This is a genomic window from Streptomyces sp. NPDC020299, assembly GCF_044387825.1.
GTDB lineage: Bacteria > Actinomycetota > Actinomycetes > Streptomycetales > Streptomycetaceae > Streptomyces.
In genome coordinates this window covers 11,582-38,008 of record NZ_JBIRWL010000015.1, presented here as the reverse complement: position 1 = coordinate 38,008, position 26,427 = coordinate 11,582, and the positions used below count along the sequence as shown (strand labels likewise).

Sequence of the window (26,427 nt, the reverse complement as noted above, 5' to 3'; positions counted from 1 at the left end):
GCTCGTCGTCGGCCGCTGCGGGTGCGTGGTGTTCGCCCACGCGGCGGAGCCGCATGTCGATACAGCCCCGCGCCCCTATGGGGCGCTCCGGCTCACCCTTTCTCCAAGTACTGCTCTCTCTCCTCATCCAAGAGGGCGTCCAAGGCCGTGCGCAGGGCAGGGAGGTCGGTCAGCTCCGGGTCTGCCGCCACGACGGCTGCCGCCTCCTCCCTCGCCTCCGCGATGATCTCCTCGTCGTCGATGACGGCCAGCACGCGCAGGGACGTGCGGGCGCCCGACTGGGCCTGGCCCAGGACGTCGCCCTCGCGACGCTGTTCCAGGTCGAGGCGGGAGAGTTCGAAGCCGTCCAGCGTCGACGCCACGGCGTTCAGCCGCTGGCGGGCGGCGCTCGCCTCGGGCATCTCGGTGACCAGCAGGCACAGGCCGGGCGCCGAGCCACGGCCCACGCGGCCGCGCAGCTGGTGGAGTTGGGACACGCCGAACCGGTCGGCGTCCATGATCACCATGGCGGTGGCGTTCGGGACGTTGACGCCGACCTCGATGACGGTCGTGGCGACGAGGACGTCGGCCTCCCCGGCGGCGAAACGGCGCATCACCGCGTCCTTGTCGTCGGGATGCATCCTGCCGTGCAGGACCTCGACCCTCAGGCCCTTCAGGGGGCCCTTCGCCAGTTGCTCGGCCACATCGAGGACCGCGAGCGGGGGCCGCTTCTCGGCCTCGTCCTCCGGGGACCTGTTCTTCCCGGCCTTCTTGGGGTCGTCCTCCTCGTCCCCGATGCGCGGGCAGACCACGTACGCCTGATGGCCATTGCCCACCTCCTCACGCACCCGCTCCCACGCGCGCGCCAGGAAGTGCGGCTTGTCGGCGGCCGGGACGACATGGCTGGCGATCGGCGAGCGGCCGGCCGGGAGCTGGTCGAGGACGGAGGTCTCGAGGTCGCCGAAGACGGTCATGGCGACCGTGCGCGGGATCGGCGTGGCGGTCATGACGAGCAGGTGCGGCGGCTGCTTTCCCTTGCCGCGCAGGGCGTCGCGCTGTTCGACGCCGAAGCGGTGCTGTTCGTCGACCACGACCAGTCCGAGGTCGTGGAACTGCACCTTGTCCTCGATCAGCGCGTGCGTGCCGATGACGATCCCGGCCTCCGCGGTGGCGAGGTCGAGCAGCGCCTGGCGGCGGGCGGCGGCCCCCATCGAGCCGGTGAGCAGCACCACCTTGGTGGCGTGCTCGGCGCCGCCCAGCATGCCCCCCTCGGCGAGCTCGCCCATCATCTCGGTGACCGACCGGTGGTGCTGCTGGGCGAGGACCTCGGTGGGCGCGAGCATGGCGGCCTGGCCGCCGGCGTCGACGACGACGAGCATGGCGCGCAGGGCGACCAGGGTCTTGCCGGAGCCGACCTCGCCCTGGAGCAGCCGGTGCATCGGGTGTTCGGTGGCGAGGTCGCCGAAGATGTCCCGGGAGACCTTCTGCTGGCCCTCGGTGAGGGTGAAGGGCAGCCGGTCGTCGAAGGCGGTCAGCAGGCCGTCGGGGAGCGGCTTGCGGGCGACCGCCGGGAGCTGGGCGTCGGCGTGCCGGCGGCGGGCCAGGGCGACCTGGAGGACGAAGGCCTCGTCCCACTTGAGGCGGGCGCGGGCGTCGGCGATGTCGGCCTTGGTGTGCGGGCGGTGGATCTTGAGCAGGGCCTCCGGGAGGGAGGTCAGGCCGCGGCCCTCGCGGAGCGAGTCGGGGAGCGGGTCGAGGGCGTCCTGCGCGGCGGGAAGCACCGTCTGGATCGCCTTGCCGATCTTCCAGGACTCCAGTTTGGCGGTGGCCGGGTACAGGGGGATGAGGGCCCCGGCCCAGGTCTCGACCGTCTCCTCGCCGTCCCCCTTCAGCAACTCGTATGCCGGATGGGCCAGTTGGAGCCGCCGGTTGAACACGGACACCTTGCCCGCGAACATCGCGCGCGTGCCCGGCAGCAACTCCTTGTGGGGCTTGTGAACGCCGGCGCCGAAGAAGACGAGCTGGAGCCGGCCGCTGCCGTCGGTGATCGTCACCTCCAGGCGCTGGCCCTTGCCGCGTGGGGCCTTGGCGGAGGCGAAGCTGTGCAGGCGGGCGTCGGCCACCTGGGCGACCACCGTGACGTGCTCGTCCATGGGGAGGTCGGCGAGATGGGTGAGCTGGCCCCGCTCCTCGTATCTGCGCGGGTAGTGGTGCAGCAGGTCGCCGACGGTGTGCAGGCCGAGATGCTCGGCCATCACCTTCGCGGTGGCGGGGCCGAGCACTGACTTCAGCGGCTGTTTCAGTGGTTCTTCCAGTGCGGGCACGAGATCCATTGCACACCACACCACTGACATCGCTGTATACGTCTCGGGAAAGTCCTGGTCAGGCAGGCTGTTCGCACTCTAGGATGGCGCGTTCCGGCCATCCCCCCGCGGTCACCTCCCCAACCAAGGGACCGCCCGACCCCCGCGCCGTCGCGAAGTCCCCCCACCGGCGGCGCTGCGACGATGGACTCCCAGACCCCACAGTCATCCCAGGCATCACAGTCACCTCATACGTTCCAGGTCGACCTGCGTGGTTTGGTGGACCTGCTCTCCCATCACCTCTACTCCAGCCCCAAGGTCTACCTGCGCGAGCTGCTCCAGAACGCGGTGGACGCCATCACCGCCCGGCGCGCCGAGCAGCCCGACGCCCCGGCGCGGGTGCGGCTGTACACGGACTCCCGCTCGGGCGCCGCCCTGCGGGTGGAGGACACCGGCGTCGGGCTCACCGAGTCGGACGTGCACAGCCTGCTGGCGACCATCGGCCGCAGCTCCAAGCGCGCCGAGGGGTTGCAGGAGGCCCGCTCCGACTTCCTCGGCCAGTTCGGCATCGGCCTGCTGGCCTGCTTCGTGGTCGCCGAGCGCATCCGGGTGGTCAGCCGCAGCGCCCGTACGCCCGACGCCCCGCCCGTGGAGTGGACGGCGAGCGACGACGGCTCCTACACCGTGCGCACGCTGCCCGACGAGGCCAGGCCCGAGCCGGGCACCACCGTGCAGCTGATCGCACGGGCCGGCGCCGGGGAGTGGCTCTCGCCCGAGCGCGTCCTGACGCTGGCACGGGACTTCGGCTCGCTGCTGCCCTACGACGTCCGGGTGGGCGACGAGGCGGTCACCGATCTGCCCGCGCCCTGGGACCGCCCCTACCCCTCCCCCGCCACCCGCCGGGTGGCCCTGGCCCGGCACTGCCACGAGACGTTCGGGTTCACCCCGCTGGACTCGATCGAGCTGGACGTGCCGCTGGCCGGGATCCGCGGGGTGGCGTACGTGCTGCCGTCCGCGGTCAGCCCCGCCCAGCGCGCGACCCACCGGGTGCACCTGAAGGGCATGCTGCTGACCGAGCGGGCCGAACAGCTGCTGCCGGACTGGGCGTTCTTCGTGCGCTGCGTCCTGGACACCGACAGCCTCAGGCCCACGGCCTCGCGCGAGTCGCTGTACGAGGACGAGACGCTGGCCGCCGTACGGGAAGCGCTCGGCGAAAGGATTCGGTCCTGGCTGACCGCCCTGGCGGCGGGCGATCCGGAACGGCTGGCGGCCTTCCTGTCGGTGCACCACCTGGGGGTGAAGTCCCTCGCCCGGCACGACAAGGACATGCTGCGCACGATGCTGCCGTGGCTGCCGTTCGAGACCACCGACGGGCAGCTGTCCCTGGAGGAGTTCGCGCAGCGCCACCCCGTGGTGCACTTCACGCGCACGGTCGAGGAGTACCGGCAGGTCGCGCCGATCGCCTCCGCGCAGGGCGTCGGCGTCGTCAACGGCGGTTACACCTACGACAGCGAACTCATCGAGGCACTGCCGTCGGTGCGCCCCGGGACGGTCGTCGCCGAGCTGGACGCGGACACCGTGACCGCCCACCTGGACGCGGTCGACCCGGCGGAGGAGCTGGCCCTGTCCGGCTTCCTGGCCGCGGCACGGGCGAAACTCGACCCGCTGGGGTGCGATGTCGCCCTGCGCGCCTTCCACCCCCTCTCGGTGCCCGCGCTGCACCTGGACGACCGTGCCGCCCGGCACGAGCAGGCCCGCGCGGAGGCGGAGGCCGAGGCCGACGACCTGTGGGCGGGCATCCTCGGCTCGCTGCGCGGCAGCGCCCCGCGCGCGCGTCTGGTGCTCAACCACCTCAACCCGCTGATCCGGCGGATCGCTTCCCTGAAGGATCCCGAGCTGATCGGCACCGCGACCGAGTCGCTGTACGGGCAGGCGCTGCTGATGGCGCAGCGGCCGCTCAGGCCCGCGGACTCCGCGCTGCTCAACCGCGCGTTCATCGGCCTCCTGGAGTGGGCCACACACGGGGAGGACGGTCACCGATGACCGGGATCACGGACTTCGACGCGCTGCGCCGGGCGATGGCGGAGAACTCCGAGCAACCGGAGGGCCCGGCCCGCAACGCGCGCGCGGAGCAGCTGCTCGCCGAGGCGGAGAAGCTGAACATCCCGCTCGCGGTGATCGAGGCGCTCGGACACCAGCTGAAGGTCTACAACTACAGCTCCGAGAAGGACAAGATGTTCGTCCCGTTCGCGCGGCTGCTGCGCATCTGGGACGAACGGCCCGAGGACTTCGACGAGTACGAGACGCACTCCCTGCACTGGGTCTTCAAGTGGGTGTCGGCCGGCATGCTCGACCAGCCGCACGTGCCGCTCGCCTCCATCGAGAAGTGGCTCGGCGAGATGGAGCACCGCTACCGGCTGGCCGGGCACTCCGAACGGGCCGTGCGCAGCGCCGAGTTCAGCGTCGCCGCGCACACCGGGGACCTGGACCGCGCCGAACGGGCGTACACGGCCTGGCTGGCCGCCGACCGGGACCGGATGGCCGACTGCCATGCCTGCGAGCTGCACGGGCAGGGCACCTGGCAGATCAAGCGCGGCCGGGACACCGAGGCGCTCGAACTGTGGCGGCCGGTCCTGGAGGGCGAGTACAGCTGCGCCCACGAGCCGCACAGCGTCCTCGCCTCCTCCCTCACGCCACTGCTCAGGCTGGGCCACGTGGACGAGGCCCGCGCCCACCACCTGCGCGGTTTCCGGCTGGTGCGGCCGATGGAGAGCATGCGCGGCGCGTACGCGGACCACGTGGAGTTCTGCGCGCTCACCGGCAACGAGGCACGCGGCCTGGAGCTGCTCGCCGAGCGGCCGGCCTACTTCACCGACACCGGGCATCCGCGCAGCCGCCTGGACTTCATGGCCGTGGTGGCGCTGCTCATGGACCGCGTGACCGAGCTGGGGCTCGGCGAGGAGCGGGTCCCGGGACCGGCCGGGCAGGTGTGGACCGCGCGGGAACTCGCCGCCCACACGCGCGCGGAGGCCCTCGATCTGGCCGGGCGGTTCGATCTGCGCAACGGCACCTCGTACGTCGGTGACCGGACCCGCGAGCGCATGGCTCAGCGCCCGCTGGTGGAGCGGCTGCCGCTCGGGGTGCGGACGTCGGCCGCGCCGGCGGCCATGACCGGTGGGGTCCGCCCGGTCGCGCCGGTGCCCCCGGTCGCGGCCGCGGGCCCGGACGAGCCCGGCCTGCCCGCGCTGCTGGCCGAGGCCCGGCGGCTGTCGGACTCCCTCCAGCCGCACGCCCTGGAGGCGTGGGCGGCGGTCGCCCGGGCCGCCGACGGCGTCGAACTGGCGGCACGGGACCGCGCGGAGATCGTCGATCACGAGGCGATGGGCCGGGGCCCCGAGGGCGTCGAGCTGTTCGAGCGGGCCGCCGGGCTGTACGCGGAAGCGGGCGACGCCGGGGAGGCACTGGCCGCACGCGCGCGTGCCGCCTACGCACGTGCCCTGTCGGGCCAGGTCGACGAGGCGCTCGCGGCGGTCGCCGAGCCGTACGACCAGGTCCTCGCCCTCTACGCCGAGGACACCACCGGTGTGCGGCAGGCGGCGGCGGTGCTGATGAGCCGGGCGCGGATCCTGATGCGCCGGCTGCACGAGGACCCGCAGGGCGCCGGTGAGGCCGTCGGGCGGGCGGTACGGGAGCTGCTGGCGCTGGTGGACGGGCATGTCGGGGGCGACGTGCGGCTGGCGTCCCGGGCGGCCGAGGCGCGGGCGATGCTCGCGGAGCTTGCGGAGCACTCCGGGGACGTCGAGACGGCCGCGAACCTCTTCCGGCGGGCCACCAGGCAGTTCGTGGAGGCGGGCCTGCCGTGGTTCGCGGTCGAGTACGAGGTCCGGGTGGCCGCCTTCGCGCACGCGCAGGGCGACATGGCGGAGGCCGAGCGGGCGCTGCGGGCGGCCCTGGCGCACGGCGGACCCCACGTGGAGGCCGTCGGGCGGGCCCAGCTGCACCTTCAGCTCGCGGAGGTCGTCGGCGGCCGGGACGACGTACGGGAGGCGGCGGAGCACGCCCTGGAGGCGGCGCACTGGGCCGACGAGGCGGGTGAGAGTGCCACGCTCGGCGCCTGGGCACGGCACCAGCTGGGCGGCTTCCTGCTGCGGCAGGGGCGGTGCGCGGAGGCCGCCGAGGTGCTGGAGTCGGCGCTTGCCGATCTGACCGCCGAGACGCACGGCGACGGCGCGCTCGTGCAGACGCGGTGGTGGCTCGGGGACTGCCTGAGCGAGCTGGGCGAGCACCGGGAGGCCGCCGGGCACCGGCTGGAGGCCGCCGGGATCGCCCGGCACTGGCCCGAGCAGCAGGACCACGCCACCCTCGCCCACCTCGCCGGCGAGTCCCTCGGTCAGGCCGGGCTGCCCGCCGACGCCGACCAGGCCTACGCGCGCGCGGGCGAGCTGTGGCGCTCCCTGGGCAACGTCCACGGCCTCGTCCGCAGCCTGCGCGCCCGCGCGTGGCTGGCGCTGCGCACCGAGGCCGGGCTCGACGGGGCGCGGGAGCTGATGGGGGGCGCGGTCCGGGAGTGCGCGCAGGCGCTGGAGTCGGCCGACGAAGCGGAGGCCGTGGAGCGGCTCACCGCCGAACTCGGTCACACCCACCGGCAGTACGGCGACCTGCTGACCCGCTCGGTGCCCCAAGGCCCCGAGGACACTGAGGACACCGCGGTGCAAGCCGCGTTCGAGGACGCGCTGGCCCAGATGACGCGGGCGGTCGCGGTGTTCGCCTCGCTCGGTGAGGAGGCCCTGCACAGCCGTACCGGCGCGGAACTGGCCGCGGGCTGGCTGGAGGCGGACCTGAGCCGCCCGGCGGACGCGACGGCACGCGCGCGTGCGGTGCTGGCGGCGTACGACGGCGCCGACGACGCGGACGACACCGTGCGGGCCCGGCGGACGGAGGCCGAACAACTGCTGGACGTGCTGCCGCACTGACCGTCCGGCGGCGACCACAGCCGTACCGGCGCCGAGCCGCAGGCGCACCCGGGCCGCCCGGTGCGAGCCGCCGCGTGTGCGCGTGCCGGCGGCGTACGACGGGGTGGGCGGCGCGGACGACACCGTGCGGGCCCGGCGGTCGGAGGCGGAACAGTCGCTGGGCGTGCTGCCGCAGTGACCGTCCGACGGTTCACTCCACCCCGATGAGCAGCAGTGCCCCCTGTCGCCCGCCCCGGTAGACGACGGTGTCGACGGCCAGGTACAGCTCCCGCACGCGTGCCTGGAGGTGCTCGGCGACGGTCTGTGGGGCCTCGTCGCCGAGCACGAGGGTGACCAGTTCGCCGCCGGCCTGGAGCATGCGGTCCAGGACGGTCTCGGCGGTGGCGGTGACGTCCGAGCCGATCACCGCCACATCGCCGTCGACGAGCCCCAGCACGTCGCCGGCCTGGCAGATGCCGGCCATGGTCCAGAACTCGTGCTCGGCGACGACGACCTCGGCGTACCGGGTGGCGCCCGCCGCCGAGGTCATCTGGACGACGTCCTCGTCGAAGCGGCGGCCGGGCTCGTGCACCGCCAGCGCGGCGATCCCCTGGACCGCCGAGCGGGTCGGGATGAGGGCGACCCGGACACCCTCCGTGCGGACCTGCTCGGCCGCCGCGGCCGCCGTGTGGCGCAGCTCGGCGTCGTTGGGCAGCAGCACGACCTCGCGCGCGTGGGCGCGGCGCACGGCCTCGACGATCTCCCCGCTGGCGGGCGACTCCCCGGGGCGGGCGAGCACGGTGGTCGCGCCGGCCTCGGCGTACAGCCCGGCCAGGCCCTCACCGGGCACGACGGCCACGACCGCGCGCTGGGCCCGCTCCCTGGGCGGGGGTTCCGCGCCGGTGTGCACGTCCCCGAGCCCGAAGTGGGTGATCCGGATCCGGTGCGGGCGTCCGGCCTCGACACCGGCCTCCACCGCGGCACCCGCGTCGTCGACGTGCACGTGCACGTTCCACAGCCCGTCGCCGCCGACGACGACGAGGGAGTCCCCGAGCCGGTCGAGCCGCTCCCGCAGCCGGTCCACGGCCGCGTCCTCGGCCTCCAGCAGGTAGATCACCTCGAAGGCGGGCCCGCCGTTTTCGGCGCATCCCCGCACGTCCGTCCCGGCGGGCTCCACGCGCGCGTACGGCAGCCCCACGGCGGGCGCCCCCGGCGCCTCCCCCGTGAACGTCTCCACCAGCGCTCCGAGGACCGCCACCAGCCCGCGCCCACCAGCGTCCACCACCCCGGCCCGCTCCAGCACGGCCAGCTGCCCCGGAGTCGCCGCCAGCGCCGTGCGCGCTCCCTCGTAGGCCGCCCGCGCCACGTTCCCGCAGTCGCCCCCGGCCTCTTCGGCGGCGTCGGCGGCGGCCGAGGCGACCGAGAGGACCGTGCCCTCCACGGGGTGGGCCACCGCGTGGCGGGCGGCGTCGGCAGCGTGCCGCAGGGCGAGCCGCAGCCCCTGTCCGTCGGTGTGAGGTGTCTCACCGTCGGCGGCGAGCACCTGCGCCATACCGCGCAGCAGCTGCGCGAGGATCGTCCCGGAGTTGCCGCGCGCACCTATGAGCGCTCCGTGCGCCATGGCGTGCATGGCATCGGCCGACGACGGCCCCTGGCCGCCCCCGGGCTTCTTCACCTCGTACCCGGTGAACACGGCCTCCACGGCCGCCACCGCGGACTCCAGGGTCAGATACAGGTTCGTGCCGGTGTCGCCGTCCGCCACCGGATACACGTTGATCGCGTCGATCTCCTCGCGCGAGCGCCCCAGCGCCCGCAACGCCAGACCGCACCAGGTGCGCACCGCGAGAGCATCGAAGAATGTCTGCGGCACCTGCGCCACCTGCGCCTCCCTGAGCTGGCTGGACGTGGGAGGCAGCGTAGACCCCGGACGGGTGCCGACCGGAAGAGGGCCGGGCCGGGCCCCTGAGCTGCCATGGTAGTTTCGTTGTACGGGCGCAGTCGTTGTATGCTGCTCCGGTTGCCCGATCCTGATCGGGCCATTCCCCTGGCAGCGCCACTCAAGATCTAAGGTCTTATGATCTCGATCCCGGCATGCCGGGTTCAACCGTAAGTGCATCTGAAGTCTTTGGAGTGACCCGTGGCTGCCAACTGCGACGTCTGCGGCAAGGGGCCGGGCTTCGGCAACAACATCTCGCACTCGCACCGCCGTACGTCCCGTCGCTGGAACCCGAACATCCAGCGTGTGCGTACCGTGGTCGGCGGGACGCCGAAGCGCGTGAACGCCTGCACCTCGTGCATCAAGGCCGGCAAGGTCTCGCGCTGACGCACTGCTGAGCGCGCGGCCACTGCTGGTTCGCTGCACAGAGCCGGTCCACCTCACGGTGGGCCGGCTTTTTGCCGTACCCGTAGATAAGACCCGCACATCAGAACCCGTACAGCAGGACCCGTGCATCAGCTCCGCAGGCGCCAGCCGTGATCCACCGGCCCGATCCCCGCCCCCAGCGCGAACCCGGCCGCGATCGCCCCGGTGACGTACTCCTTCGCCTCCGTGGCCGCCTCCGGCACGCTCAGCCCCTTCGCCAGCCCCGACGCGATCGCCGAGGCGAGCGTGCAGCCCGTGCCGTGGGTGTGCCGGTTGTCGTGCCGCGGGGCCCGCAGCCAGTGCTCCGCGGAGCCGTCGGTGAGAAGATCCACGGCATCTCCGGACAGATGCCCGCCCTTGATCAGCACCCACCGCGGCCCGTACTCCAGCACGGCCGCCGCGGCCCGGCGGAGATCACCTTCGGACTCGACCCGCACCCCCGTGAGTTGTGCCACCTCGTCCAGGTTGGGCGTGGCCACGGTCGCCACGGGCAGCAGCCGCTTCCGTACGGAGTCCAGCGCGGAGGCCGCCAGCAGCGGATCCCCGTGCTTGGACACCCCCACCGGGTCCACCACGGCAGGCGCGTCCGTCCCGGAGATCAAGTCCGCGACCGCCTCGACCAGTTCCGCCGAGGCCAGCATCCCGGTCTTCACGGCCTCGACGCCGATGTCGTCGACCACGCTGCGGTACTGGGCCCGTACCGCCTCCACCGGCAGCTCCCAAGCTCCCTGGACACCCACGGAGTTCTGCGCGGTCACCGCGGTGATCACGCTCATCCCGTGCACCCCTAGCGCGAGCATCGCCTTCAGGTCGGCCTGGATGCCCGCGCCTCCGCCCGAGTCCGAGCCCGCCACGGTCAGGACCCTGGGGATCATGACTCGATGTCCCCGAAGTGGTCCCAGCCGCCCTTGCTGGTCCACGGCGCCCCGTCGACCGTGACCTGGGGCAGCGCCGAGGGGTTGAGGACCTCGCCGATCACCTTCCAGCGGGCCGGCAGCTTCACGTCCGGCGGGAAGGTCGCCACGATCGCGTGGTCCTCTCCCCCGCTCAGCACCCACTGCAGCGGGTCGACGCCGACGGCCTGCCCGATGTCGTTCATCTGGGTGGGGATGTCGATGGCACCGGAGCGGATGTCGATACGGACCTTGCTGGCCTCCGCGATGTGCCCGAGGTCGGCGATCAGGCCGTCGCTCACATCGCACATGGCGGTGGCGCCGAGCCCGGCGGCGGCCGGGCCCGCGTGGTACGGCGGCTCGGGGCGCCGGTGGGCCTCCACGAAGGCGCGCGGCGAGCGGAAACCGCGGGCGAGCACCGCGTATCCGGCCGCGGACCAGCCCAGCCAACCGGTCACCGCGACGAGGTCGCCGGGCTGGGCGCCGCCCCGGGTCACCGGCTCCTGGTTGCGCAGATCGCCGAGCGCCGTGATCGACACCATGATCGTGTCGCCGCGCACCACGTCACCGCCGACCACGGAGGCGCCCGCGACCTGGCATTCGTCGCGCAGCCCGTCCATCAGCTCGCTCGGCCAGGTGACCGGGAGTTCGGCGGGCACGACCAGGCCGAGCAGCAGCGCGGTCGGTACGGCGCCCATGGCGGCGATGTCCGCGAGGTTCTGCGCGGCCGCCTTGCGGCCCACGTCGTACGCCGTGGACCAGTCGCGGCGGAAGTGCCGCCCCTCGAGGAGGATGTCGGTGCTCGCCACCACCCTGCGGTCGGGCGCGGCGACCACCGCGGCGTCGTCGCCGGGGCCGACCCGTACCGCCGGGGTGGTGGTGAGCCGGGAGGTGAGCTCCCGGATGAGCCCGAACTCGCCCAGCTCACCCACAGTGCCCTTCATTGCCCTTCAGCCCCTTCTGTGCCTGGCCGTACGCCTGGTCGTACCCGCTCGCGCGCCATCCTGGCCTCCCTGGGGCCCCGAACAAAATGGGCGCGTGGCTTCGCGGGCCGCGCAGGTCTCCCCGTGGCGACCGGCGACGCGATACCGTGGCGTTCCTTTTCCCCACATGATCCTCGTGGCCGCCCTGGAGGTTCCGTGGTACAGGCGTACATCCTGATCCAGACGGAGGTCGGCAAGGCGTCGACCGTCGCCGAGACGATCAGCAAGATCCCTGGAGTCATCCAGGCAGAGGACGTGACGGGCCCGTACGACGTCATCGTGCGCGCCCAGGCCGACACCGTGGACGATCTCGGCCGCATGGTGGTCGCGAAGGTCCAGCAGGTGGACGGCATCACCCGCACCCTGACCTGCCCGGTCGTGCATCTGTAGCCCCCGTCTACCCTTGGCCGGTGAACATCTTCCGTCACCGGCTCACCGGCCTGCCCGCGCTCGCCCTGCTGATCGCCGTCGCGGGCTGCTCCTCAGGCGACGACAGCGCCGAAGTGGCGGTACCCAGCCCCGACGCGAAGACCGCGAAGGTGTGCCGGAACCTGCACCGGGTGCTGCCTCAGAAGGTGGACGGCCGGAGCCGCAACGACCCCGATCCCCGGTCCGCCCTCACGGCGGGCTGGGGAAGCCCGGCGATCATACTGCGCTGCGGTGTCGGAAGGCCGCCCAAGATGATCGACCCCAAGGTGGCCAAGGGCACCGACCCGGACGCGATCGGCGGCGGGGTCGACGGCGTCGACTGGCTGATGGAGAAGCAGGACGACGGGACGTACCGGTTCACCACCGCCAAGCGCGAGGCGTATGTGCAGGTGGCCCTGCCGAAGTCGGTGGCCCAGCAGGACAGTGCCAAGGTCCTCGTCGATCTGGCCGCCGCCATCAAGAAGGCGATCCCCACCGGGATCGCCTCCACCGTCTGACCGCGCGGCCGTCTTTGGCGGCTACCGCAGTCCGGTCGACCGCCGCAGCGCCGCCTGCACCAGCCGGTCCACCAGCTCGGGGTAGGAGATGCCGGTCGCCTGCCACATCTGCGGGTACATCGAGATGGGCGTGAAGCCTGGCATCGTGTTGATCTCGTTGATCACGAACTCGCCGTCCTCGGTGAGGAAGAAGTCCGCGCGGACCAGGCCCTCGCAGGAGGCCGCCTCGAAGGCGTCCACCGCGAGGCGCCGCACCTCGGCGGTCTCCTCCTCGGTGAGCGGGGCGGGCACGATGCCGGGCGTGGAGTCGATGTACTTCGCCTCGAAGTCGTAGTACGCGTGCGCGTCCGGCGGCGGGATCTCCGCGGGCACGGAGGCGCGCGGCCCGTCCTCGAACTCCAGGACCCCGCACTCGATCTCGCGGCCCCGCAGCGCGGCCTCCACGAGGATCTTCGGGTCGTGCCGCTGGGCCTCGGCGATCGCCTCGTCGAGCCCGGCCAGGTCGTCGACCTTGGTGATGCCGATCGACGAACCCGCGCGCGCGGGCTTCACGAACAGCGGCCAGCCGTGCTCGCCGGCGAAGTCGACGATCTTCTTGCGGGCCGCCGGCTCGTCCTGCTGCCACTCGCGGGGCCGGATCACCACGTACGGGCCCACCTTGAGCCCGAAGGAGGTGAACACCCGCTTCATGTACTCCTTGTCCTGGCCGACGGCCGAGGCGAGCACACCCGCACCCACGTACGGGACGCCGGAGAGCTCCAGGAGGCCCTGGAGGGTGCCGTCCTCGCCGTACGGGCCGTGCAGCACCGGGAAGACCACGTCGACCTCGCCGAGGGCCTTGGGCACCGAGCCGGGCTCGCTGTAGACGACCTCCCGGTTGGCGGGGTCGACGGGGAGCACCACGCCACCCTCGCTGGATTCCGCGAGCTCGTCGACGCTGGGCGTGCGCCGGTCGGAGATGGCCATGCGCTCGGGCTCGTCGGCGGTGAGCGCCCAACGGCCGTCCCGGGTGATGCCGATCGGCAGGACGTCGTACTTCGTCCGGTCGATGGCCTTGAGGACGGCGCCGGCGGTGACCACGGAGATCCCGTGTTCGGAGCTGCGCCCGCCGAACACGACGGCCACGCGCGGCTTGCGGGACGGCTGCTCAGGGCTCTGGGGGAGGTTCTCGGTGCTCATATCGCGTTGAGAGTACCCGGTGGTAGGGCCCCGAGACAGCGTCGGCGGGCCGGGAGAGGCGCGGCGTCACCCGGCGTCGCTCAGCGTCGTTCGGGCTTCGCGCTGCGCGACATCAGCTCCTTCAGGGCGACCACCGGAGGCTTGCCCTCGTGCACGATGCCGACGACCGTCTCGGTGAGCGGCATGTCGACGCCGTGCCGGCGGGCCAGATCCAGCACGGACTCGCAGGACTTGACGCCCTCCGCGGTCTGCTTGGTGACCGCGATGGTCTCCTGAAGGGTCATGCCCTTGCCGAGGTTGGTGCCGAAGGTGTGGTTGCGGGACAGCGGCGAGGAGCAGGTGGCCACCAGGTCGCCCAGTCCGGCGAGGCCGGAGAAGGTCAGCGGGTCGGCGCCCAGGGCCGCGCCGAGCCGGGTGGTCTCGGCGAGCCCGCGCGTGATGAGCGAGCCCTTGGCGTTGTCCCCGAGGCCCATCCCGTCGGCGATGCCGACCGCCAGGCCGATGACGTTCTTGACCGCGCCGCCGAGTTCACAGCCCACCACGTCGGTGTTGGTGTACGGGCGGAAGTACGGCGTGTGGCAGGCGGTCTGGAGCCGCTGCGCGACCGTCTCGTCGGTGCAGGCGACCACGGCCGCGGCGGGCATGCGGGCGGCGATCTCGCGGGCCAGGTTGGGCCCGGTGACCACGGCGACGCGCTCTCGGCCGACCTTGGCGACGTCCTCGATGACCTCACTCATCCGCATGGCGGAACCGAGTTCGACGCCCTTCATGAGGGAGACGAGGACGGTGCGGGGGGCGAGCAGCGGGGCCCACTCGGCGAGGTTGTCGCGCAGGGTCTGGGAGGGGATCGCCAGCACGGTGAAGTCGGCGTGCCGCACGGCCGCGGCGGCGTCCGCGGTGGCACGCAGGTTCTCCGGGAGCTCCACGCCGGGCAGGTAGTCGGGGTTGATGCAGGTGGAGTTGACCGCTTCGGCGAGTTCGGGGCGACGCGCCCACAGAGTCACCTCGCACCCCGCGTCGGCGAGGACCATGCCGAAGGCGGTGCCCCACGACCCGGTGCCCATGACGGCGGCCCGAACTGGCTGGCTCACTTGGCGCTCTCCTCTTCCTGTCCGCTCTGCGCCCGCTCTTCCTGTCCGCTCTGCGCCCGCGTCCTGCGCCGCTGCTCGATCCGCTCGCGGCGCGGGTCGTACGGCGCCTCGGGGGCCTTCTCGCCGCGGATCTCCTCCAGCTGGCGGGTGATGGCCGCCATGATGACCTCGGTGGCCTCCTTCAGGAGGTCCGCGGTCATCTCCTTGTCGTAGAAGCGCGTCAGGTCCACCGGCGGGCCGGCCAGCACGCGGTGGGTCTTGCGCGGGAGAAGCTGGGGCTTCTTGGCGTACGGCGGAAGGAGTTCGTTGCAGCCCCACTGGGCGACCGGAATGACCGGGCACTTGGTCCGCAGCGCCACGCGCGCGGCGCCGGTCTTGCCGGTCATGGGCCAGCCGTTCGGGTCGCGGGTGAGGGTGCCCTCGGGGTAGAAGGCGACGCACTCACCGCGCTCCACGGCGTCGATCGCGGCCCGGAAGGCGCTGAGCGCGTCGGTGGACTCGCGGTAGACGGGGATCTGACCGGTGCCGCGCATCATGGTGCCGACGAATCCCTGCTTGAAAAGGCCGCTCTTCGCCAGGAATCGCGGAACCCTTCCGGTGTTGTACTGATAGTGCGCGTACGCGAAGGGGTCCACATGGGAATTGTGGTTCACCGCGGTGATAAATCCGCCCTCGGCCGGAATGTGCTCCATTCCGCGCCAGTCCCGCTTGATCAGAGCCACCAGGGGCGGTTTGCAGATCACCGCGGCGAAGCGGTACCAGAAGCCGATTCTGCGGCGGGACACGCGGACACCTTCCTCTAGGGCCTGTAGAGCTGCCACCTGGGCCGGGGAGCCGCACAAGTGTCGCCCCAGGCCGCCGGTCTGTCGAGGACACCGTACGCCCCGCCGCCCGGCGTGCCGGAAGCCCCGGGGGACAATGGGCGCAACGAGTAAGGGACGGTACGTCGGTGCAGTGGACCTTGGTCATACCCCTCAAGCCCCTGGAGCGGGCCAAGAGCAGGCTGGCGGACACCGCCGCCGACGGGCTGCGCCCGGGGCTGGCCCTCGCGTTCGCCCAGGACACGGTGGCCGCCGCGCTCGCCTGCCCCGCGGTGGCGGATGTGTCGGTCGTCACCAACGACGCCCTGGCCGGCCGTGAGCTGGCCGCGCTGGGCGCCCGTATCGTCCCCGACGAGCCGGGCAGCGGCCTGAACGACGCTCTGACGCACGCCGCCGCCGTCGTACGGGCATCGCGTCCGGAAAGCCCGCTCGCGGCCGTGAACGCCGATCTGCCGGCGCTGCGGCCGCTGGAATTGTCCCGGGTCCTGTCGGCGGCGGCGGAATTCCCGCGCGCTTTTCTCCCCGACGCGGCCGAGGTCGGCACCACCCTGCTGGCCGCGGCCGCCGGCCGGGAATTGCTTCCGGCTTTCGGCCCCGGTTCCCGCGTCCGGCACCGCGCGTCCGGCGCCGCGGAAATCCTGCTGGACGCGGTGGATTCGGTACGCCAGGACGTGGACACCGGCGAGGACCTGCGGGCGGCCCTGGCCCTCGGGGTGGGCCCGCGCACGGCGGCGGCGACCGCGCGGCTGCTGATTCCGGGGCAGTAGGCTGCCGGTATGCAGGCGACCGCGTACACGTACGACCCCGAGACCCGCAGCGGGCAGGTGCTGCTCGACGACGGCACCCCGGTGGCCTTCGAGGCGCCGGCGTTCGACGCGGGCGGGCTGCGGCTGCTGCGGCCCGGGCAGCGGGTGCGGATCGAGACGGAGCCGGTGGCGAACTCGCCGGAGCGCGCGGGAGCGGACCTGCGGATCACCCTGGTGACGCTGCAGACCTTCTGAAAGAACGCTCCGGAAGATCCCCTGAGCGCCCTGAGACCTTCTGAACGCCCTGGAAAACGCCGCGGGCCGGGCTCCCGAGGGGAGTCCGGCCCGGCGTGTGAGTGCCCTTTGCCCTTGCGCCTCAGCGGGCGGTGGCCTTCTTGGCGGTGGTCTTGCGCGCGGCCGACTTCTTGGCCGGGGCCTTCTTGGCCGTGGCCTTCTTCGCCGGTGCGCTCTTGGCCGTGGTCTTCTTGGCGGCGGCCTTGGTACCCGTCGTCTTCTTGGCGGCCGCGGTGGTCTTGGCGGTCGCCTTCTTCGCCGTGGTCTTCTTGGCGGCGGCCGTGGTCTTCTTCGCGGCGGCCGTCGTCTTCCTCGCCGTGGTCTTCTTCGCCGTCGCCGCGGCCTTCTTGGCCGTGGTCTTCTTGGCGGCGGCCTTCTTGACCGTCGCGGCGGCACCGCCGGTCAGGCTGCCCTTCGGCGCCTTCTTGACGGACACCTCGCCGCCGCGCGGCAGCTTCTTCGAGCCGCTCACCAGGTCCTTGAAGCCCTGACCGGCACGGAAGCGCGGCACAGAGGTCTTCTTGACACGAACCCGCTCGCCCGTCTGGGGGTTGCGGGCGTAGCGGGCGGGGCGGTCCACCTTCTCGAAGGACCCGAAGCCGGTGACCGAGACCCGGTCTCCGCCGACCACCGCTCGAACGATGGCGTCCAGGACCGCGTCGACAGCCTCGGCGGCCTGCTGGCGGCCACCCATCTTGTCGGCAATCGCTTCTACGAGCTGCGCCTTGTTCACGTCTTCCCCTTCGGAGACATCGCCAGAACGAAACTGTTCTAGCTTTTTCGCACGTTAGGCAGATATATACCGCAAATCAAACACGAAACGGGCTAATCACCCTTGTGCCGCAACGGACTCGGCGAGTTCTGATCTTGTTCAGCGGTCCTCTTCCGGGATATGCCCCGCGTCGAGGTCCGCGGTGAACCGATCGAGCCGCCTTGCCGCGTCGGCGAGATCGTGCTTGGCCGCGGCCGTAATGACCAGCAGCTTCCGGGTCAGCGCCATCCGTACGCCCTCCGGGACTTGCAGTGCGCGCACCCTTGAGTGCGCTTCCTTGAGTCGGTCCGCGACCGCCGCATAGAGCTCGAGTTGGCCGTCGTGTTCCATGCACAGATTGTGCCATCTGGGGCGAGTTGTCGCCTGCCCAGGGTGCAACTGCCGCCCAGGGAGGGCTTCCTGGCTCGCCCGGAGACCTCCGTCCCATATCACGCCTACCCCGGCAACCACCTTCTTAACGTGGGAAGTTGACTGCGGGGTCGGAGCGGCGCGGGGCCGTTCGGGTGCAGAAACGGCTGTACCCCCAATCGTGGTGATCGGGGGTACAGCCGGGGTGTCGCGGTGGCCGAAAGTCGACCTCTTCAGTTGGTTCGGTCGTTGCGGTTGGTTCAGACCTGAAGCGTCCGCGGCTTGTACGACGGGCGCTTGGCCTCGTACTCGGCGATGTCGGCCTCGTTCTGGAGCGTGATGGAGATGTCGTCCAGTCCGTTCAGCAGCCGCCAGCGGGAGTTCTCGTCCAGCTCGAAGGAGGCGGTGATGCCCTCGGCGCGCACCTCACGCGCCTCAAGGTCCACAGTGACCTCAGCAGTGGGGTCCTGCTCGGTCAGCTGCCACAGCGCGTCCACGATCTTCTGGTCCAGGACCACCGTGAGCAGGCCGTTCTTCAGCGAGTTGCCGCGGAAGATGTCGGCGAAGCGGGAGGAGATCACCGTCTTGAAGCCGTAGTTCTGGAGCGCCCAGACGGCGTGCTCACGGGAGGAGCCGGTGCCGAAGTCGGGGCCGGCCACCAGGACGGTCGCACCCTGCCGCTCGGGGCGGTTGAGCACGAACTCCGGGTCCTTGCGCCAGGCCTCGAACAGCCCGTCCTCGAACCCGTCCCGGGTCACCTTCTTGAGCCAGTGAGCAGGGATGATCTGGTCGGTGTCGACGTTGCTGCGGCGCAGCGGGACGGCCCGGCCGGTGTGCGTGGTGAATGCTTCCATGACTGATCAGACTCCAGCGGGCGTACGGGTTGCGGCGTCGGACAGGTCGGCCGGGGAGGCCAGGTGGCCCAGGACCGCCGTGGCGGCCGCGACCTGCGGCGACACCAGGTGCGTACGGCCGCCCTTGCCCTGCCTGCCCTCGAAGTTGCGGTTGGAGGTGGAGGCGGAGCGCTCGCCCGGGGCCAGCTGGTCGGGGTTCATGCCCAGACACATCGAGCAGCCCGCGTGCCGCCACTCGGCGCCGGCCTCCTTGAAGACCACGTCCAGGCCCTCGGAGACGGCCTGCAGACCGACCCGCGCGGAGCCGGGAACGACCAGCATCCGTACGCCGTCGGCGACTTTGCGGTCCTTCACGATCTCGGCGGCGGCACGCAGGTCCTCGATACGGCCGTTGGTGCAGGAGCCTACGAAGACGGTGTCCACCTTGATGGAGCGCAGCGGCTGGCCGGCCTCCAACCCCATGTATTCCAGGGCCTTTTCAGCGGCGAAGCGCTCCGAAGCGTCTTCGTACGAAGCAGGGTCGGGGACCGACGCCGAAAGCGGCGCGCCCTGGCCGGGGTTGGTGCCCCAGGTGACGAACGGCGACAGTGCACCGGCGTCGATGACGACCTCGGCGTCGAACTCGGCGTCCTCGTCGGTCCGCAGCGTCTTCCAGTACGCGACGGCCGCGTCCCAGTCCTCGCCCTCGGGGGCGTGCGGGCGGCCCTTGAGGTACTCGAAGGTGGTCTCGTCCGGGGCGATCATGCCCGCGCGGGCGCCGGCCTCGATCGACATGTTGCAGATGGTCATCCGGGCCTCCATCGAGAGCTTCTCGATGGCGGAGCCGCGGTACTCCAGGATGTAGCCCTGGCCGCCGCCCGTACCGATCCTGGCGATGATCGCCAGGATCAGGTCCTTGGCCGTGACGCCCTCGGGCAGCTCGCCTTCGACCGTGATCGCCATGGTCTTGGGGCGGGCCAGCGGCAGCGTCTGGGTGGCGAGCACGTGCTCGACCTGGGAGGTGCCGATGCCGAACGCCAGCGCGCCGAAGGCGCCGTGCGTGGAGGTGTGCGAGTCACCGCAGACGACCGTGGTGCCGGGCTGGGTCAGACCCAGCTGCGGGCCGACGACGTGCACGACGCCCTGCTCGACGTCGCCCAGCGGGTGCAGCCGGACGCCGAAGTCGGCGCAGTTCTTGCGCAGCGTCTCCAGCTGGGCGCGGGAGACCGGGTCCGCGATGGGCTTGTCGATGTCGAGGGTCGGGGTGTTGTGGTCCTCGGTCGCGATGGTGAGGTCGAGGCGGCGCACCGGGCGGCCGTTCTGCCTGAGCCCGTCGAAGGCCTGCGGGCTGGTCACCTCGTGCAGCAGGTGCAGATCGATGAAGAGGAGGTCGGGCTCGCCCTCGGCGCGCCGGACGACGTGGTCGTCCCAGACCTTCTCCGCGAGTGTCCTACCCATCGCTTTCCCTCCGGCCGGCAAAGGTGCGCCGGCCCAACTAGAGATCTTGAGGAGGCAGCCGTGTGTCCCGCGCCCCAGATACGGGCGTCCGCCGCCGGGCCCGGTGGTCCGCGGGCCGTTGTGTGTTCAAGGGTGTCGCAGTCCACGGGAAATTGAACTTGCGTTTCACAGAGTGAGACGCGAGTATCGTTGCATGGACAACAGTAGCGGCGTCGGCGTTCTGGACAAGGCAGCCCTTGTCCTGAGCGCTCTGGAGTCCGGTCCGGCCACCCTCGCGGGTCTGGTCGGGGCCACCGGACTGGCACGACCCACGGCCCACCGGCTGGCCGTGGCATTGGAACACCACCGCATGGTGGCGCGCGACATGCAGGGCCGTTTCATTCTCGGCCCGCGCCTGGCCGAGCTGGCCGCGGCGGCGGGCGAGGACCGCCTGCTGGCCACGGCGGGCCCGGTGCTCACGCACCTCAGGGACGTCACCGGCGAGAGCGCGCAGCTCTACCGTCGCCAGGGTGACATGCGCATCTGCGTGGCCGCGGCGGAACGCCTGTCCGGCCTGCGGGACACGGTCCCGGTCGGCTCCACGCTGACCATGAAGGCCGGCTCCTCGGCGCAGATCCTCATGGCCTGGGAGGAGCCCGAGCGCCTGCACCGCGGCCTCCAGGGCGCCCGCTTCACGGCGACGGCCCTGTCGGGTGTACGGCGGCGCGGCTGGGCCCAGTCCATCGGCGAGCGCGAGCCCGGCGTGGCCTCCGTCTCCGCGCCCGTGCGCGGTCCCTCCAACCGCGTGGTGGCCGCGGTCTCCGTCTCCGGCCCCATCGAGCGCCTGACGCGCCACCCCGGCCGTATGCACGCCCAGGCGGTCATCGACGCCGCCGGCCGCCTCTCCGAGGCTTTGCGCCGCTCGGGCTGACCGCCCGCGGCATGCGACCGGACGGCTCGGGCCCGCCTCAACGCCGCGGCAGGCCCGCCCCCTCCGGTCTCATCCGTCTCACCTGTCTCACCTGTCTCATGCGTCCCGCGACGCCGTCGCCTTCTCCGACCGGTGCGCGAACCGGTCCTTCGCCCGCCTCCCCCGCCGCTCCAGCGGCACCTGCCCGTGGGCGGCGGCGAGCCCGAACGCCGGCATGTCCGCGTAGATCGACTCGTACGCCCCCTCGGACGCGACGTACGTCTCGTGCCACAGGCCCACGTGCTGCCGGCTCTTCCCCGCCTTCTCCTTGCGGTTGATGATCGACCAGGCCCGGTGGTGGAACATGTCGGGGGAGCTCGCGTACGCGTAGAGCTTCTCCTTGGACTCCCAGTACTGGACGACGTAGTACGTCCGCGGCGAGGCCGTCAGCAGCACATGGCCGAGCAGGCCGCGCCCGGGGTCCTTCCGCAGTTCGCGGAGCATGCGCGGCATCGCCAGGAACACCGGGAGCCAGTGGTGCACTCCCCAGAAGTGGTTGATCCGCATGCCGATCAGCAGGACGACCACGTCCCCCTCGGCGCCCGCGGTGGTGCGACCCGGTACGACCCGTTTCCGGAGCATGACTCCCCCTCATCGGTGAGCAGCGCTATCCAAGCCCTCATGCTTGGATAGTGCCGTTATCCAAGAAGGGGCGCAAGACATGCGGCTCGCCGAGTTGAGCAGACGCAGCGGTGTGTCCACCGCGACGATCAAGTACTACCTGCGCGAAGGGCTGTTGCCCGCGGGCCGCCAGATCAACACGACGACGGCCGAGTACGACGAGGAGCACCTGCGCCGGCTGCGTCTGGTGCGCGCGATGATCCAGGTCGGCCGGCTGCCGGTGGCGACGGTGCGGGAGGTGCTCGGGCACGTCGACGACGAGTCGCTGGGCCGCACGATCCGTCTGGGCGCGGCCCTGTGGGCGTTGCCGCAGGTGCCGGAGCCGGACGAGGAGGACGAGTACGTCCGGGCCGCGCACCGGGAGGTGGGCGAGTTGCTGGAGACCCTGGGCTGGACGAACGCGAAGGCGCTGACCACCATCTCCCCCGCCTACCGCTCACTCGTGGTCGGCGTGGCCGCGTTCCGGCGGCTCGGCTACGACTGGGGGGCTGAACTGCTCGCGCCCTACGCCCGGTTGATGCATCAGGCGGCCGTGCTCGACCTGGACTTCGTGGAGACCCATCCGTCGGAGGCGGAGAAGGTGGAAACCGCGGTTCTGGGGGCGATCCTCAACGAGCCCGTGCTGCGAGCCCTGCACCGGCTGGCCCAGGAGGAGGAGTCGGCGCGGCGGTACGGCTTCGAGTGAACGGGCTCCGGGAACGCCGAAGGCCCTCCATTGAGTGGAGGGCCTTCGAACCGCGTACCCCCGACCGGATTCGAACCGGCGCTACCGCCTTGAGAGGGCGGCGTGCTAGGCCGCTACACAACGGGGGCGAGGATCTTGCGAGCGCTTAAAACCACACCGCCGCAGATCCGAGCTGGTCTACCTGGACTCGAACCAAGACTAACTGAACCAGAATCAGTCGTGCTGCCAATTACACCATAGACCAATGATGGTTTAGACCAGACAGTACCCCCGACCGGATTCGAACCGGCGCTACCGCCTTGAGAGGGCGGCGTGCTAGGCCGCTACACAACGGGGGCCCTAGCGATCCCGACTTGACCGAGATCAGTACCCCCGACCGGATTCGAACCGGCGCTACTGCCTTGAGAGGGCAGCGTGCTAGGCCGCTACACAACGGGGGCGTTGCAGATGAGCTCTGCGAGCTGGCCTACCTGGACTCGAACCAAGACTAACTGAACCAGAATCAGTCGTGCTGCCAATTACACCATAGGCCACTGGAACGCAAGCCCTTGCAGGGATTTTGTTCTAGTTCGCTCCCCCGGGTTCCGGCCTTTCGGCCCGCTCCTCGGCGGCGCAGGAAGAACATTACCCGAAGGTGGACGGGGCTCCAAAACGACTATCCGGAGCGAGGAGCGCGGGTAGTTCGGCGAGGGACTCGATCCGGTGGCGCCCGGCGGGGTCGTCGCCGCCGGCCCACGCACCGGCACGGTCGATCCACACGGACCGCAGTCCCGCCTCCGCGGCGCCGCGGCCGTCGATCTCCGGGTGGTCGCCGACGTACGCCACCTCGTGCGCAGGCAGGCCGAGCGCCTCGCAGGCCGCGAGGAACGCCCGGGCCTCCGGCTTGGAGACTCCGAGCTCGGCGGCGCACAGGACGGCCTCGAAGCGGTCGCGCACCCCGAGGGTGCGCAGCTTGCGTTCCTGGACGTGGATGCTCGAGTTGGACAGCACCGCGTGCCGGTGGCTGGCGGCGAGGGCGTCGAGGACGGGCAGCACGTCCGGGAAGAGGGCCCAGGCGGTCTCGTAGTGACCGATGTAACGCTCGAACCAGGCGTCCGCCTCGGCGTCGGTCAGTTCCTCGCCCAGGAACACCCGCACGCGGTCCCGCCGCTGCCCCTCGAACGTGAGCTCCCCCGCCGAGAACCGCGCCCACTGCCGGTCGGTGATCCGCCGCCAGCGTGCGATGGCCTCCTCGACGCTCTCGTACCCGTCGAGCAGCCCCTCGGCCGTCAGGTGGGCGCGCATGCCCACGCGGTCGGCCGTGGTGTAGTCGAAGAGGGTGTCGTCGACGTCCCAGACCACGGCGCGGATGCTCATGCCCCGACGGTAACCCGGGGGCCGGGTTGCATGGGCCGGTTTCCGGGGCCGCGGGCTGGGCGGATGTCGTAGCGTGGTGAGACCCACGAGCGAAAGACCGAGCCATGACCGAGTACCGCGTTCAGTTCACCGTCGAGGCCCGCGCGACGTTTGACGCCCAGCCCGGCGAACGTCGGGCCCAGTTGGACAGGGCCGTTCGCATACTGGCCCGTGACCCGTTCCGGAAGACCTCGACCGCGCAGCTCGGACCCGACGAGCATCTCCGCAAGGCATATGTGGCCCCGGGCGTGATGCTGGAGTACATGGTCGCCGGCGCGATCATGGTCATCGTGGTACTGGAGATCTTCGACGAGAGCGCCTACCTGATCGACGAGGCCGACGCGCAGTGACCTGTACGTGTGAGGGGCGGCACCCGTGGTTTCCGGGTGCCGCCCCTCACACGTGTTCGGCTTACGCCGCCAGCTTCGCCAGCGCCGCGTCGATCCTGGCCAGCGTCCTCTCCTTGCCCAGGACTTCCAGGGACTCGAAGAGGGGCAGGCCCACCGTGCGGCCGGTGACGGCCACGCGGACGGGGGCCTGGGCCTTGCCGAGCTTGAGGCCGTGGGCCTCGCCGGCGGCCAGGACGGCTTCCTTCAGGGACTCCGCCGAGGTCCAGTCGGCCGACTCGAGCTTCTCGCGGGCCGTGCGGAGGAGGTCACCCGCGCCCTCCTTCATCGCCTTCGCCCAGCTCGCCTCGTCGGAGACCGGCTCGGAGAGGAAGAGGAAGTCGACGCTGTCGGTGATCTCCGAAAGGACCTTGAGACGGGTCTGCGCGTGCGGGGCGATGGCCTGCCACTTCGCCTCGTCGAAGTCCTCGGGGGCCCAGGGCGCGAAGGGGGCCTTGAGCCAGGGCGCGCAGCGCTCCGTGAAGTCCTTCACGTCCAGCAGGCGGATGTGGTCGGCGTTGATCGCCTCGGCCTTCTTCAGGTCGAAGCGGGCCGGGTTGGGGTTCACGTCCTTGATGTCGAAGGCCGCGATCATCTCGCCGATCGTGAAGATGTCCTGGTCGGCCGAGAGCGACCAGCCGAGCAGCGAGAGGTAGTTGAGCAGGCCCTCGGGGAGGAAGCCGCGCTCCCGGTAGAGGTTGAGGGAGGACTGCGGGTCGCGCTTGGAGAGCTTCTTGTTGCCCTCGCCCATCACGTACGGCAGGTGCCCGAAGGCCGGGGTCCGCTTGGCGATGCCGAGCTCGGTCAGCGCCTTGTACAGCGCGATCTGGCGCGGGGTGGAGGAGAGCAGGTCCTCGCCGCGCAGGACGTGGGTGATCTCCATCAGGGCGTCGTCGACCGGGTTGACCAGCGTGTACAGCGGGGCGCCGTTCGCGCGGACGATGCCGTAGTCCGGGACGTTCTCGGGAGTGAACGTCAGCTCGCCGCGGACCAGGTCGGTGAAGGTGATCGTCTCGTCGGGCATGCGGAAGCGGACGATCGGGGTGCGGCCCTGGGCCTCGTACTCTCCGACCTGCTCGGCGCTCAGGTCGCGGCAGTGGCCGTCGTAGCCGGACGGCTTGCCGGCGGCGCGGGCGGCCTCGCGGCGGGTGTCCAGCTCCTCCTGGGAGCAGTAGCAGTGGTAGGCGTGGCCGGCGTCGAGGAGCTTGGCGGCGACGTCCTTGTAGAGGTCCATGCGCTGCGACTGGCGGTACGGCGCGTGCGGGCCGCCGATCTCGGGGCCCTCGTCCCAGTCGAAGCCCAGCCAGCGCATCGAGTCGAGCAGCTGCTCGTAGGACTCCTCGGAGTCGCGGGCGGCGTCGGTGTCCTCGATACGGAAGACCAGCGTGCCCTGGTGGTGCCGGGCGAACGCCCAGTTGAACAGGGCGGTGCGGACCAGGCCCACGTGGGGGTTACCGGTGGGCGAGGGGCAGAAACGGACGCGGACGGGGGAGGCGGGTGCGCTAGCCACGCTTGACAACCTTGTTGGTGAGAGTGCCGATGCCTTCGATGGTGACGGCGACCTCGTCGCCGACGTTCAGGGGGCCGACCCCTGCCGGGGTGCCGGTGAGGATCACGTCGCCGGGGAGCAGCGTCATGGCCTCGGAGATGTTGACGACCAGGTCCTCGATGGAGTGGATCATCTCGGACGTCCGGCCCAGCTGGCGCTGTTCGCCGTTGACCGTGAGCTGGACGGTCAGGTCGGACGCGGTGGCGAGGTCCAGATCGGTCTCGACCCAGGGGCCGAGCGGGCAGGAGGTGTCGAAGCCCTTGGCCCGCGCCCACTGCTTCTCCCGCTTCTGGACGTCGCGGGCGGTGACGTCGTTGGCGCAGGTGTAACCGAAGATCACGTCCCGGACGCGCTCGCGGGGCACCTCGCGGCACATGCGGCCGATCACCACGGCCAGCTCGGCCTCGTGGTGCAGCTCCTGGGAGAAGGACGGGTACTGGATGCCGTCGCCGGGGCCGATCACCGAGGTGGAGGGCTTGAAGAAGGCGAACGGGGCGTCGGGTACCTCGTTGCCGAGTTCGCGGGCGTGCTCGGCGTAGTTGCGGCCGAAGGCGACGACCTTGTTGGGGAGCACCGGCGGCAGCAGCCTGACCTTGCTGACCGGGACTTTCGTGCCGGAGAGCTCGTAGTCCGCGAACGGGATGCCCTTGATGATGTCGAGGACGAGTTCGTCCTGCTTGTCGCCCTCGACCGCGCCGAAGGCGACATTCCCGTCGATGGAGAATCTGGCGATGCGCACGGGTTCCTTGCGCCCCTTAAGTTTCGGTGGCCGAGCCGGCTGGAGTCTGACGCTCCAGGCTAACGCGGAACAGGCCCGGGACCTCGCGCATTACGAAGGGCGCCCCTGGTGGCGGGGCGCCCTGAGTTCGTGCGGCCGCCGCTGAGCATCCGGCGGCCCGGCC

The 26,427-nt window shown here is 71.4% G+C and carries 25 protein-coding genes and 5 tRNA genes; 10 read left to right on the top strand and 20 right to left on the bottom strand.

Annotated elements, in window-relative coordinates; genetic code table 11:
• Positions 1-92: 92 nt before the first annotated feature.
• A complete protein-coding gene (recG, locus tag ACH45E_RS32375) occupies positions 93-2,312 on the bottom strand; it encodes an ATP-dependent DNA helicase RecG (protein ID WP_361447282.1) in 2,220 nt (739 codons plus the stop codon).
• Between the two features lie 174 nt (positions 2,313-2,486).
• Here recG and ACH45E_RS32370 point away from each other — a divergent pair, with 174 nt between their 5' ends.
• Entirely contained in the window at positions 2,487-4,325 is a 1,839-nt protein-coding gene (locus tag ACH45E_RS32370) for an HSP90 family protein (RefSeq protein WP_361447284.1), read from the top strand.
• Complete coding sequence (locus ACH45E_RS32365; RefSeq protein WP_361447286.1) at positions 4,322-7,255, top strand: tetratricopeptide repeat protein; 2,934 nt, start codon at positions 4,322-4,324, stop codon at positions 7,253-7,255. Before ACH45E_RS32370 ends, ACH45E_RS32365 begins: the two co-directional genes overlap by 4 nt.
• Positions 7,256-7,445: 190 nt before the next feature.
• On the opposite strand, the gene ACH45E_RS32360 is transcribed toward ACH45E_RS32365, so the two are convergent.
• Complete coding sequence (locus ACH45E_RS32360; RefSeq protein WP_361447288.1) at positions 7,446-9,113, bottom strand: DAK2 domain-containing protein; 1,668 nt, start codon at positions 9,111-9,113, stop codon at positions 7,446-7,448.
• 258 nt (positions 9,114-9,371) lie between these two features.
• Between ACH45E_RS32360 and rpmB the strand changes: the two genes are divergently transcribed.
• Positions 9,372-9,557, top strand: a complete 186-nt coding sequence (rpmB, locus tag ACH45E_RS32355) for a 50S ribosomal protein L28 (protein WP_003993230.1) — start codon at positions 9,372-9,374, stop codon at positions 9,555-9,557.
• A 128-nt stretch (positions 9,558-9,685) separates the two neighbouring features.
• Here the strand turns inward: rpmB and thiD are convergent, their stop codons facing one another.
• Positions 9,686-10,471, bottom strand: coding sequence for a bifunctional hydroxymethylpyrimidine kinase/phosphomethylpyrimidine kinase (gene thiD / locus ACH45E_RS32350; RefSeq protein ID WP_361447290.1), 786 nt, complete (start codon positions 10,469-10,471; stop codon positions 9,686-9,688).
• The gene (locus tag ACH45E_RS32345) at positions 10,468-11,433 is read right to left on the bottom strand and encodes a thiamine-phosphate kinase (protein ID WP_361447292.1); all 966 of its coding nucleotides are present in this window, start codon (positions 11,431-11,433) and stop codon (positions 10,468-10,470) included. The genes thiD and ACH45E_RS32345 overlap by 4 nt, the downstream gene beginning before the upstream one ends.
• Positions 11,434-11,628: 195 nt before the next feature.
• Here ACH45E_RS32345 and ACH45E_RS32340 point away from each other — a divergent pair, with 195 nt between their 5' ends.
• Together ACH45E_RS32340 and ACH45E_RS32335 are read left to right on the top strand one after the other, a co-directional pair.
• The gene (locus ACH45E_RS32340; protein ID WP_003997603.1) at positions 11,629-11,862 is read left to right on the top strand and encodes an Lrp/AsnC family transcriptional regulator; all 234 of its coding nucleotides are present in this window, start codon (positions 11,629-11,631) and stop codon (positions 11,860-11,862) included.
• Positions 11,863-11,882: 20 nt separating this feature from the next.
• Positions 11,883-12,398, top strand: a complete 516-nt coding sequence (locus tag ACH45E_RS32335; RefSeq protein WP_361447294.1) for a DUF3515 domain-containing protein — start codon at positions 11,883-11,885, stop codon at positions 12,396-12,398.
• Positions 12,399-12,419: 21 nt separating this feature from the next.
• On the opposite strand, the gene ACH45E_RS32330 is transcribed toward ACH45E_RS32335, so the two are convergent.
• From ACH45E_RS32330 to ACH45E_RS32320, 3 genes are all read right to left on the bottom strand, one after another.
• A complete protein-coding gene (locus tag ACH45E_RS32330) occupies positions 12,420-13,577 on the bottom strand; it encodes a D-alanine--D-alanine ligase family protein (RefSeq protein WP_361447296.1) in 1,158 nt (385 codons plus the stop codon).
• An 80-nt stretch (positions 13,578-13,657) separates the two neighbouring features.
• A complete protein-coding gene (locus ACH45E_RS32325) occupies positions 13,658-14,668 on the bottom strand; it encodes an NAD(P)H-dependent glycerol-3-phosphate dehydrogenase (protein ID WP_361447298.1) in 1,011 nt (336 codons plus the stop codon).
• A complete protein-coding gene (locus tag ACH45E_RS32320) occupies positions 14,665-15,453 on the bottom strand; it encodes a lysophospholipid acyltransferase family protein (RefSeq protein WP_361447300.1) in 789 nt (262 codons plus the stop codon). Before ACH45E_RS32320 ends, ACH45E_RS32325 begins: the two co-directional genes overlap by 4 nt.
• A 164-nt stretch (positions 15,454-15,617) precedes the next feature.
• Here ACH45E_RS32320 and cofC point away from each other — a divergent pair, with 164 nt between their 5' ends.
• Positions 15,618-16,256: a 2-phospho-L-lactate guanylyltransferase gene (cofC, locus tag ACH45E_RS32315; protein ID WP_361447302.1), complete on the top strand. Its 639-nt coding sequence runs from the start codon at positions 15,618-15,620 to the stop codon at positions 16,254-16,256.
• 9 nt (positions 16,257-16,265) lie between these two features.
• Complete coding sequence (locus tag ACH45E_RS32310; protein WP_361447304.1) at positions 16,266-16,490, top strand: hypothetical protein; 225 nt, start codon at positions 16,266-16,268, stop codon at positions 16,488-16,490.
• 121 nt (positions 16,491-16,611) lie between these two features.
• Here the strand turns inward: ACH45E_RS32310 and ACH45E_RS32305 are convergent, their stop codons facing one another.
• The 4 genes from ACH45E_RS32305 to leuC all read right to left on the bottom strand — a co-directional run bounded on the left by ACH45E_RS32305 (position 16,612) and on the right by leuC (position 19,940).
• Positions 16,612-17,262 carry an HU family DNA-binding protein gene (locus tag ACH45E_RS32305; RefSeq protein ID WP_361447306.1) on the bottom strand — a complete coding sequence of 217 codons (651 nt, stop codon included), beginning with the start codon at positions 17,260-17,262 and terminating at the stop codon, positions 16,612-16,614.
• A gap of 138 nt (positions 17,263-17,400) precedes the next feature.
• Positions 17,401-17,631 (bottom strand): hypothetical protein, encoded by a 231-nt coding sequence (locus tag ACH45E_RS32300; RefSeq protein WP_361447308.1) that lies wholly within the window; start codon positions 17,629-17,631, stop codon positions 17,401-17,403.
• Positions 17,632-17,909: 278 nt separating this feature from the next.
• A complete protein-coding gene (gene leuD / locus ACH45E_RS32295) occupies positions 17,910-18,503 on the bottom strand; it encodes a 3-isopropylmalate dehydratase small subunit (protein ID WP_361447310.1) in 594 nt (197 codons plus the stop codon).
• 6 nt (positions 18,504-18,509) lie between these two features.
• Entirely contained in the window at positions 18,510-19,940 is a 1,431-nt protein-coding gene (gene leuC, locus ACH45E_RS32290; protein ID WP_361447312.1) for a 3-isopropylmalate dehydratase large subunit, read from the bottom strand.
• 193 nt (positions 19,941-20,133) lie between these two features.
• Here leuC and ndgR point away from each other — a divergent pair, with 193 nt between their 5' ends.
• A complete protein-coding gene (ndgR, locus tag ACH45E_RS32285) occupies positions 20,134-20,850 on the top strand; it encodes an IclR family transcriptional regulator NdgR (RefSeq protein WP_145883474.1) in 717 nt (238 codons plus the stop codon).
• A 96-nt stretch (positions 20,851-20,946) separates the two neighbouring features.
• On the opposite strand, the gene ACH45E_RS32280 is transcribed toward ndgR, so the two are convergent.
• Positions 20,947-21,471, bottom strand: coding sequence for a DUF4188 domain-containing protein (locus ACH45E_RS32280; RefSeq protein WP_361447314.1), 525 nt, complete (start codon positions 21,469-21,471; stop codon positions 20,947-20,949).
• A 79-nt stretch (positions 21,472-21,550) separates the two neighbouring features.
• Between ACH45E_RS32280 and ACH45E_RS32275 the strand changes: the two genes are divergently transcribed.
• A complete protein-coding gene (locus tag ACH45E_RS32275) occupies positions 21,551-22,195 on the top strand; it encodes a MerR family transcriptional regulator (RefSeq protein ID WP_361447316.1) in 645 nt (214 codons plus the stop codon).
• A gap of 55 nt (positions 22,196-22,250) precedes the next feature.
• On the opposite strand, the gene ACH45E_RS32270 is transcribed toward ACH45E_RS32275, so the two are convergent.
• The 6 genes from ACH45E_RS32270 to ACH45E_RS32245 all read right to left on the bottom strand — a co-directional run bounded on the left by ACH45E_RS32270 (position 22,251) and on the right by ACH45E_RS32245 (position 23,551).
• Positions 22,251-22,323 (bottom strand) — tRNA-Glu (locus ACH45E_RS32270).
• 44 nt (positions 22,324-22,367) lie between these two features.
• Positions 22,368-22,439 (bottom strand) — tRNA-Gln (locus ACH45E_RS32265).
• Between the two features lie 21 nt (positions 22,440-22,460).
• Positions 22,461-22,533, bottom strand: a tRNA-Glu gene (locus ACH45E_RS32260).
• A gap of 29 nt (positions 22,534-22,562) precedes the next feature.
• Positions 22,563-22,635 (bottom strand) — tRNA-Glu (locus ACH45E_RS32255).
• Positions 22,636-22,656: 21 nt separating this feature from the next.
• A tRNA-Gln gene (locus ACH45E_RS32250) sits at positions 22,657-22,728 on the bottom strand.
• Between the two features lie 91 nt (positions 22,729-22,819).
• Positions 22,820-23,551, bottom strand: coding sequence for an HAD family hydrolase (locus ACH45E_RS32245; protein WP_361447318.1), 732 nt, complete (start codon positions 23,549-23,551; stop codon positions 22,820-22,822).
• 104 nt (positions 23,552-23,655) lie between these two features.
• On the opposite strand from ACH45E_RS32245, the gene ACH45E_RS32240 reads away from it, so the two are divergent.
• A complete protein-coding gene (locus ACH45E_RS32240) occupies positions 23,656-23,940 on the top strand; it encodes a hypothetical protein (RefSeq protein ID WP_361447320.1) in 285 nt (94 codons plus the stop codon).
• A 61-nt stretch (positions 23,941-24,001) separates the two neighbouring features.
• Here ACH45E_RS32240 and gltX read toward each other — a convergent pair whose 3' ends face one another.
• Positions 24,002-25,486, bottom strand: a complete 1,485-nt coding sequence (gene gltX / locus ACH45E_RS32235; RefSeq protein ID WP_361447322.1) for a glutamate--tRNA ligase — start codon at positions 25,484-25,486, stop codon at positions 24,002-24,004.
• Positions 25,479-26,264 (bottom strand): fumarylacetoacetate hydrolase family protein, encoded by a 786-nt coding sequence (locus ACH45E_RS32230; protein ID WP_361447324.1) that lies wholly within the window; start codon positions 26,262-26,264, stop codon positions 25,479-25,481. Before ACH45E_RS32230 ends, gltX begins: the two co-directional genes overlap by 8 nt.
• Between the last annotated feature and the right edge of the window lie 163 nt (positions 26,265-26,427).

Coding starts and splice junctions, on each gene's coding strand:
- recG (WP_361447282.1), bottom strand. CDS start 2,312: ATGGATCTCGTGCCCGCACTGGAAGAACCACTGAAACAGCCGCTGAAG.
- ACH45E_RS32370 (WP_361447284.1), top strand. CDS start 2,487: ATGGACTCCCAGACCCCACAGTCATCCCAGGCATCACAGTCACCTCAT.
- ACH45E_RS32365 (WP_361447286.1), top strand. CDS start 4,322: ATGACCGGGATCACGGACTTCGACGCGCTGCGCCGGGCGATGGCGGAG.
- thiD (WP_361447290.1), bottom strand. CDS start 10,471: ATGATCCCCAGGGTCCTGACCGTGGCGGGCTCGGACTCGGGCGGAGGC.
- ACH45E_RS32345 (WP_361447292.1), bottom strand. CDS start 11,433: ATGAAGGGCACTGTGGGTGAGCTGGGCGAGTTCGGGCTCATCCGGGAG.
- ACH45E_RS32330 (WP_361447296.1), bottom strand. CDS start 13,577: ATGAGCACCGAGAACCTCCCCCAGAGCCCTGAGCAGCCGTCCCGCAAG.
- ACH45E_RS32310 (WP_361447304.1), top strand. CDS start 16,266: ATGCAGGCGACCGCGTACACGTACGACCCCGAGACCCGCAGCGGGCAG.
- ACH45E_RS32300 (WP_361447308.1), bottom strand. CDS start 17,631: ATGGAACACGACGGCCAACTCGAGCTCTATGCGGCGGTCGCGGACCGA.
- leuD (WP_361447310.1), bottom strand. CDS start 18,503: ATGGAAGCATTCACCACGCACACCGGCCGGGCCGTCCCGCTGCGCCGC.
- leuC (WP_361447312.1), bottom strand. CDS start 19,940: ATGGGTAGGACACTCGCGGAGAAGGTCTGGGACGACCACGTCGTCCGG.
- ndgR (WP_145883474.1), top strand. CDS start 20,134: ATGGACAACAGTAGCGGCGTCGGCGTTCTGGACAAGGCAGCCCTTGTC.
- ACH45E_RS32280 (WP_361447314.1), bottom strand. CDS start 21,471: ATGCTCCGGAAACGGGTCGTACCGGGTCGCACCACCGCGGGCGCCGAG.
- ACH45E_RS32275 (WP_361447316.1), top strand. CDS start 21,551: ATGCGGCTCGCCGAGTTGAGCAGACGCAGCGGTGTGTCCACCGCGACG.
- ACH45E_RS32245 (WP_361447318.1), bottom strand. CDS start 23,551: ATGAGCATCCGCGCCGTGGTCTGGGACGTCGACGACACCCTCTTCGAC.
- ACH45E_RS32240 (WP_361447320.1), top strand. CDS start 23,656: ATGACCGAGTACCGCGTTCAGTTCACCGTCGAGGCCCGCGCGACGTTT.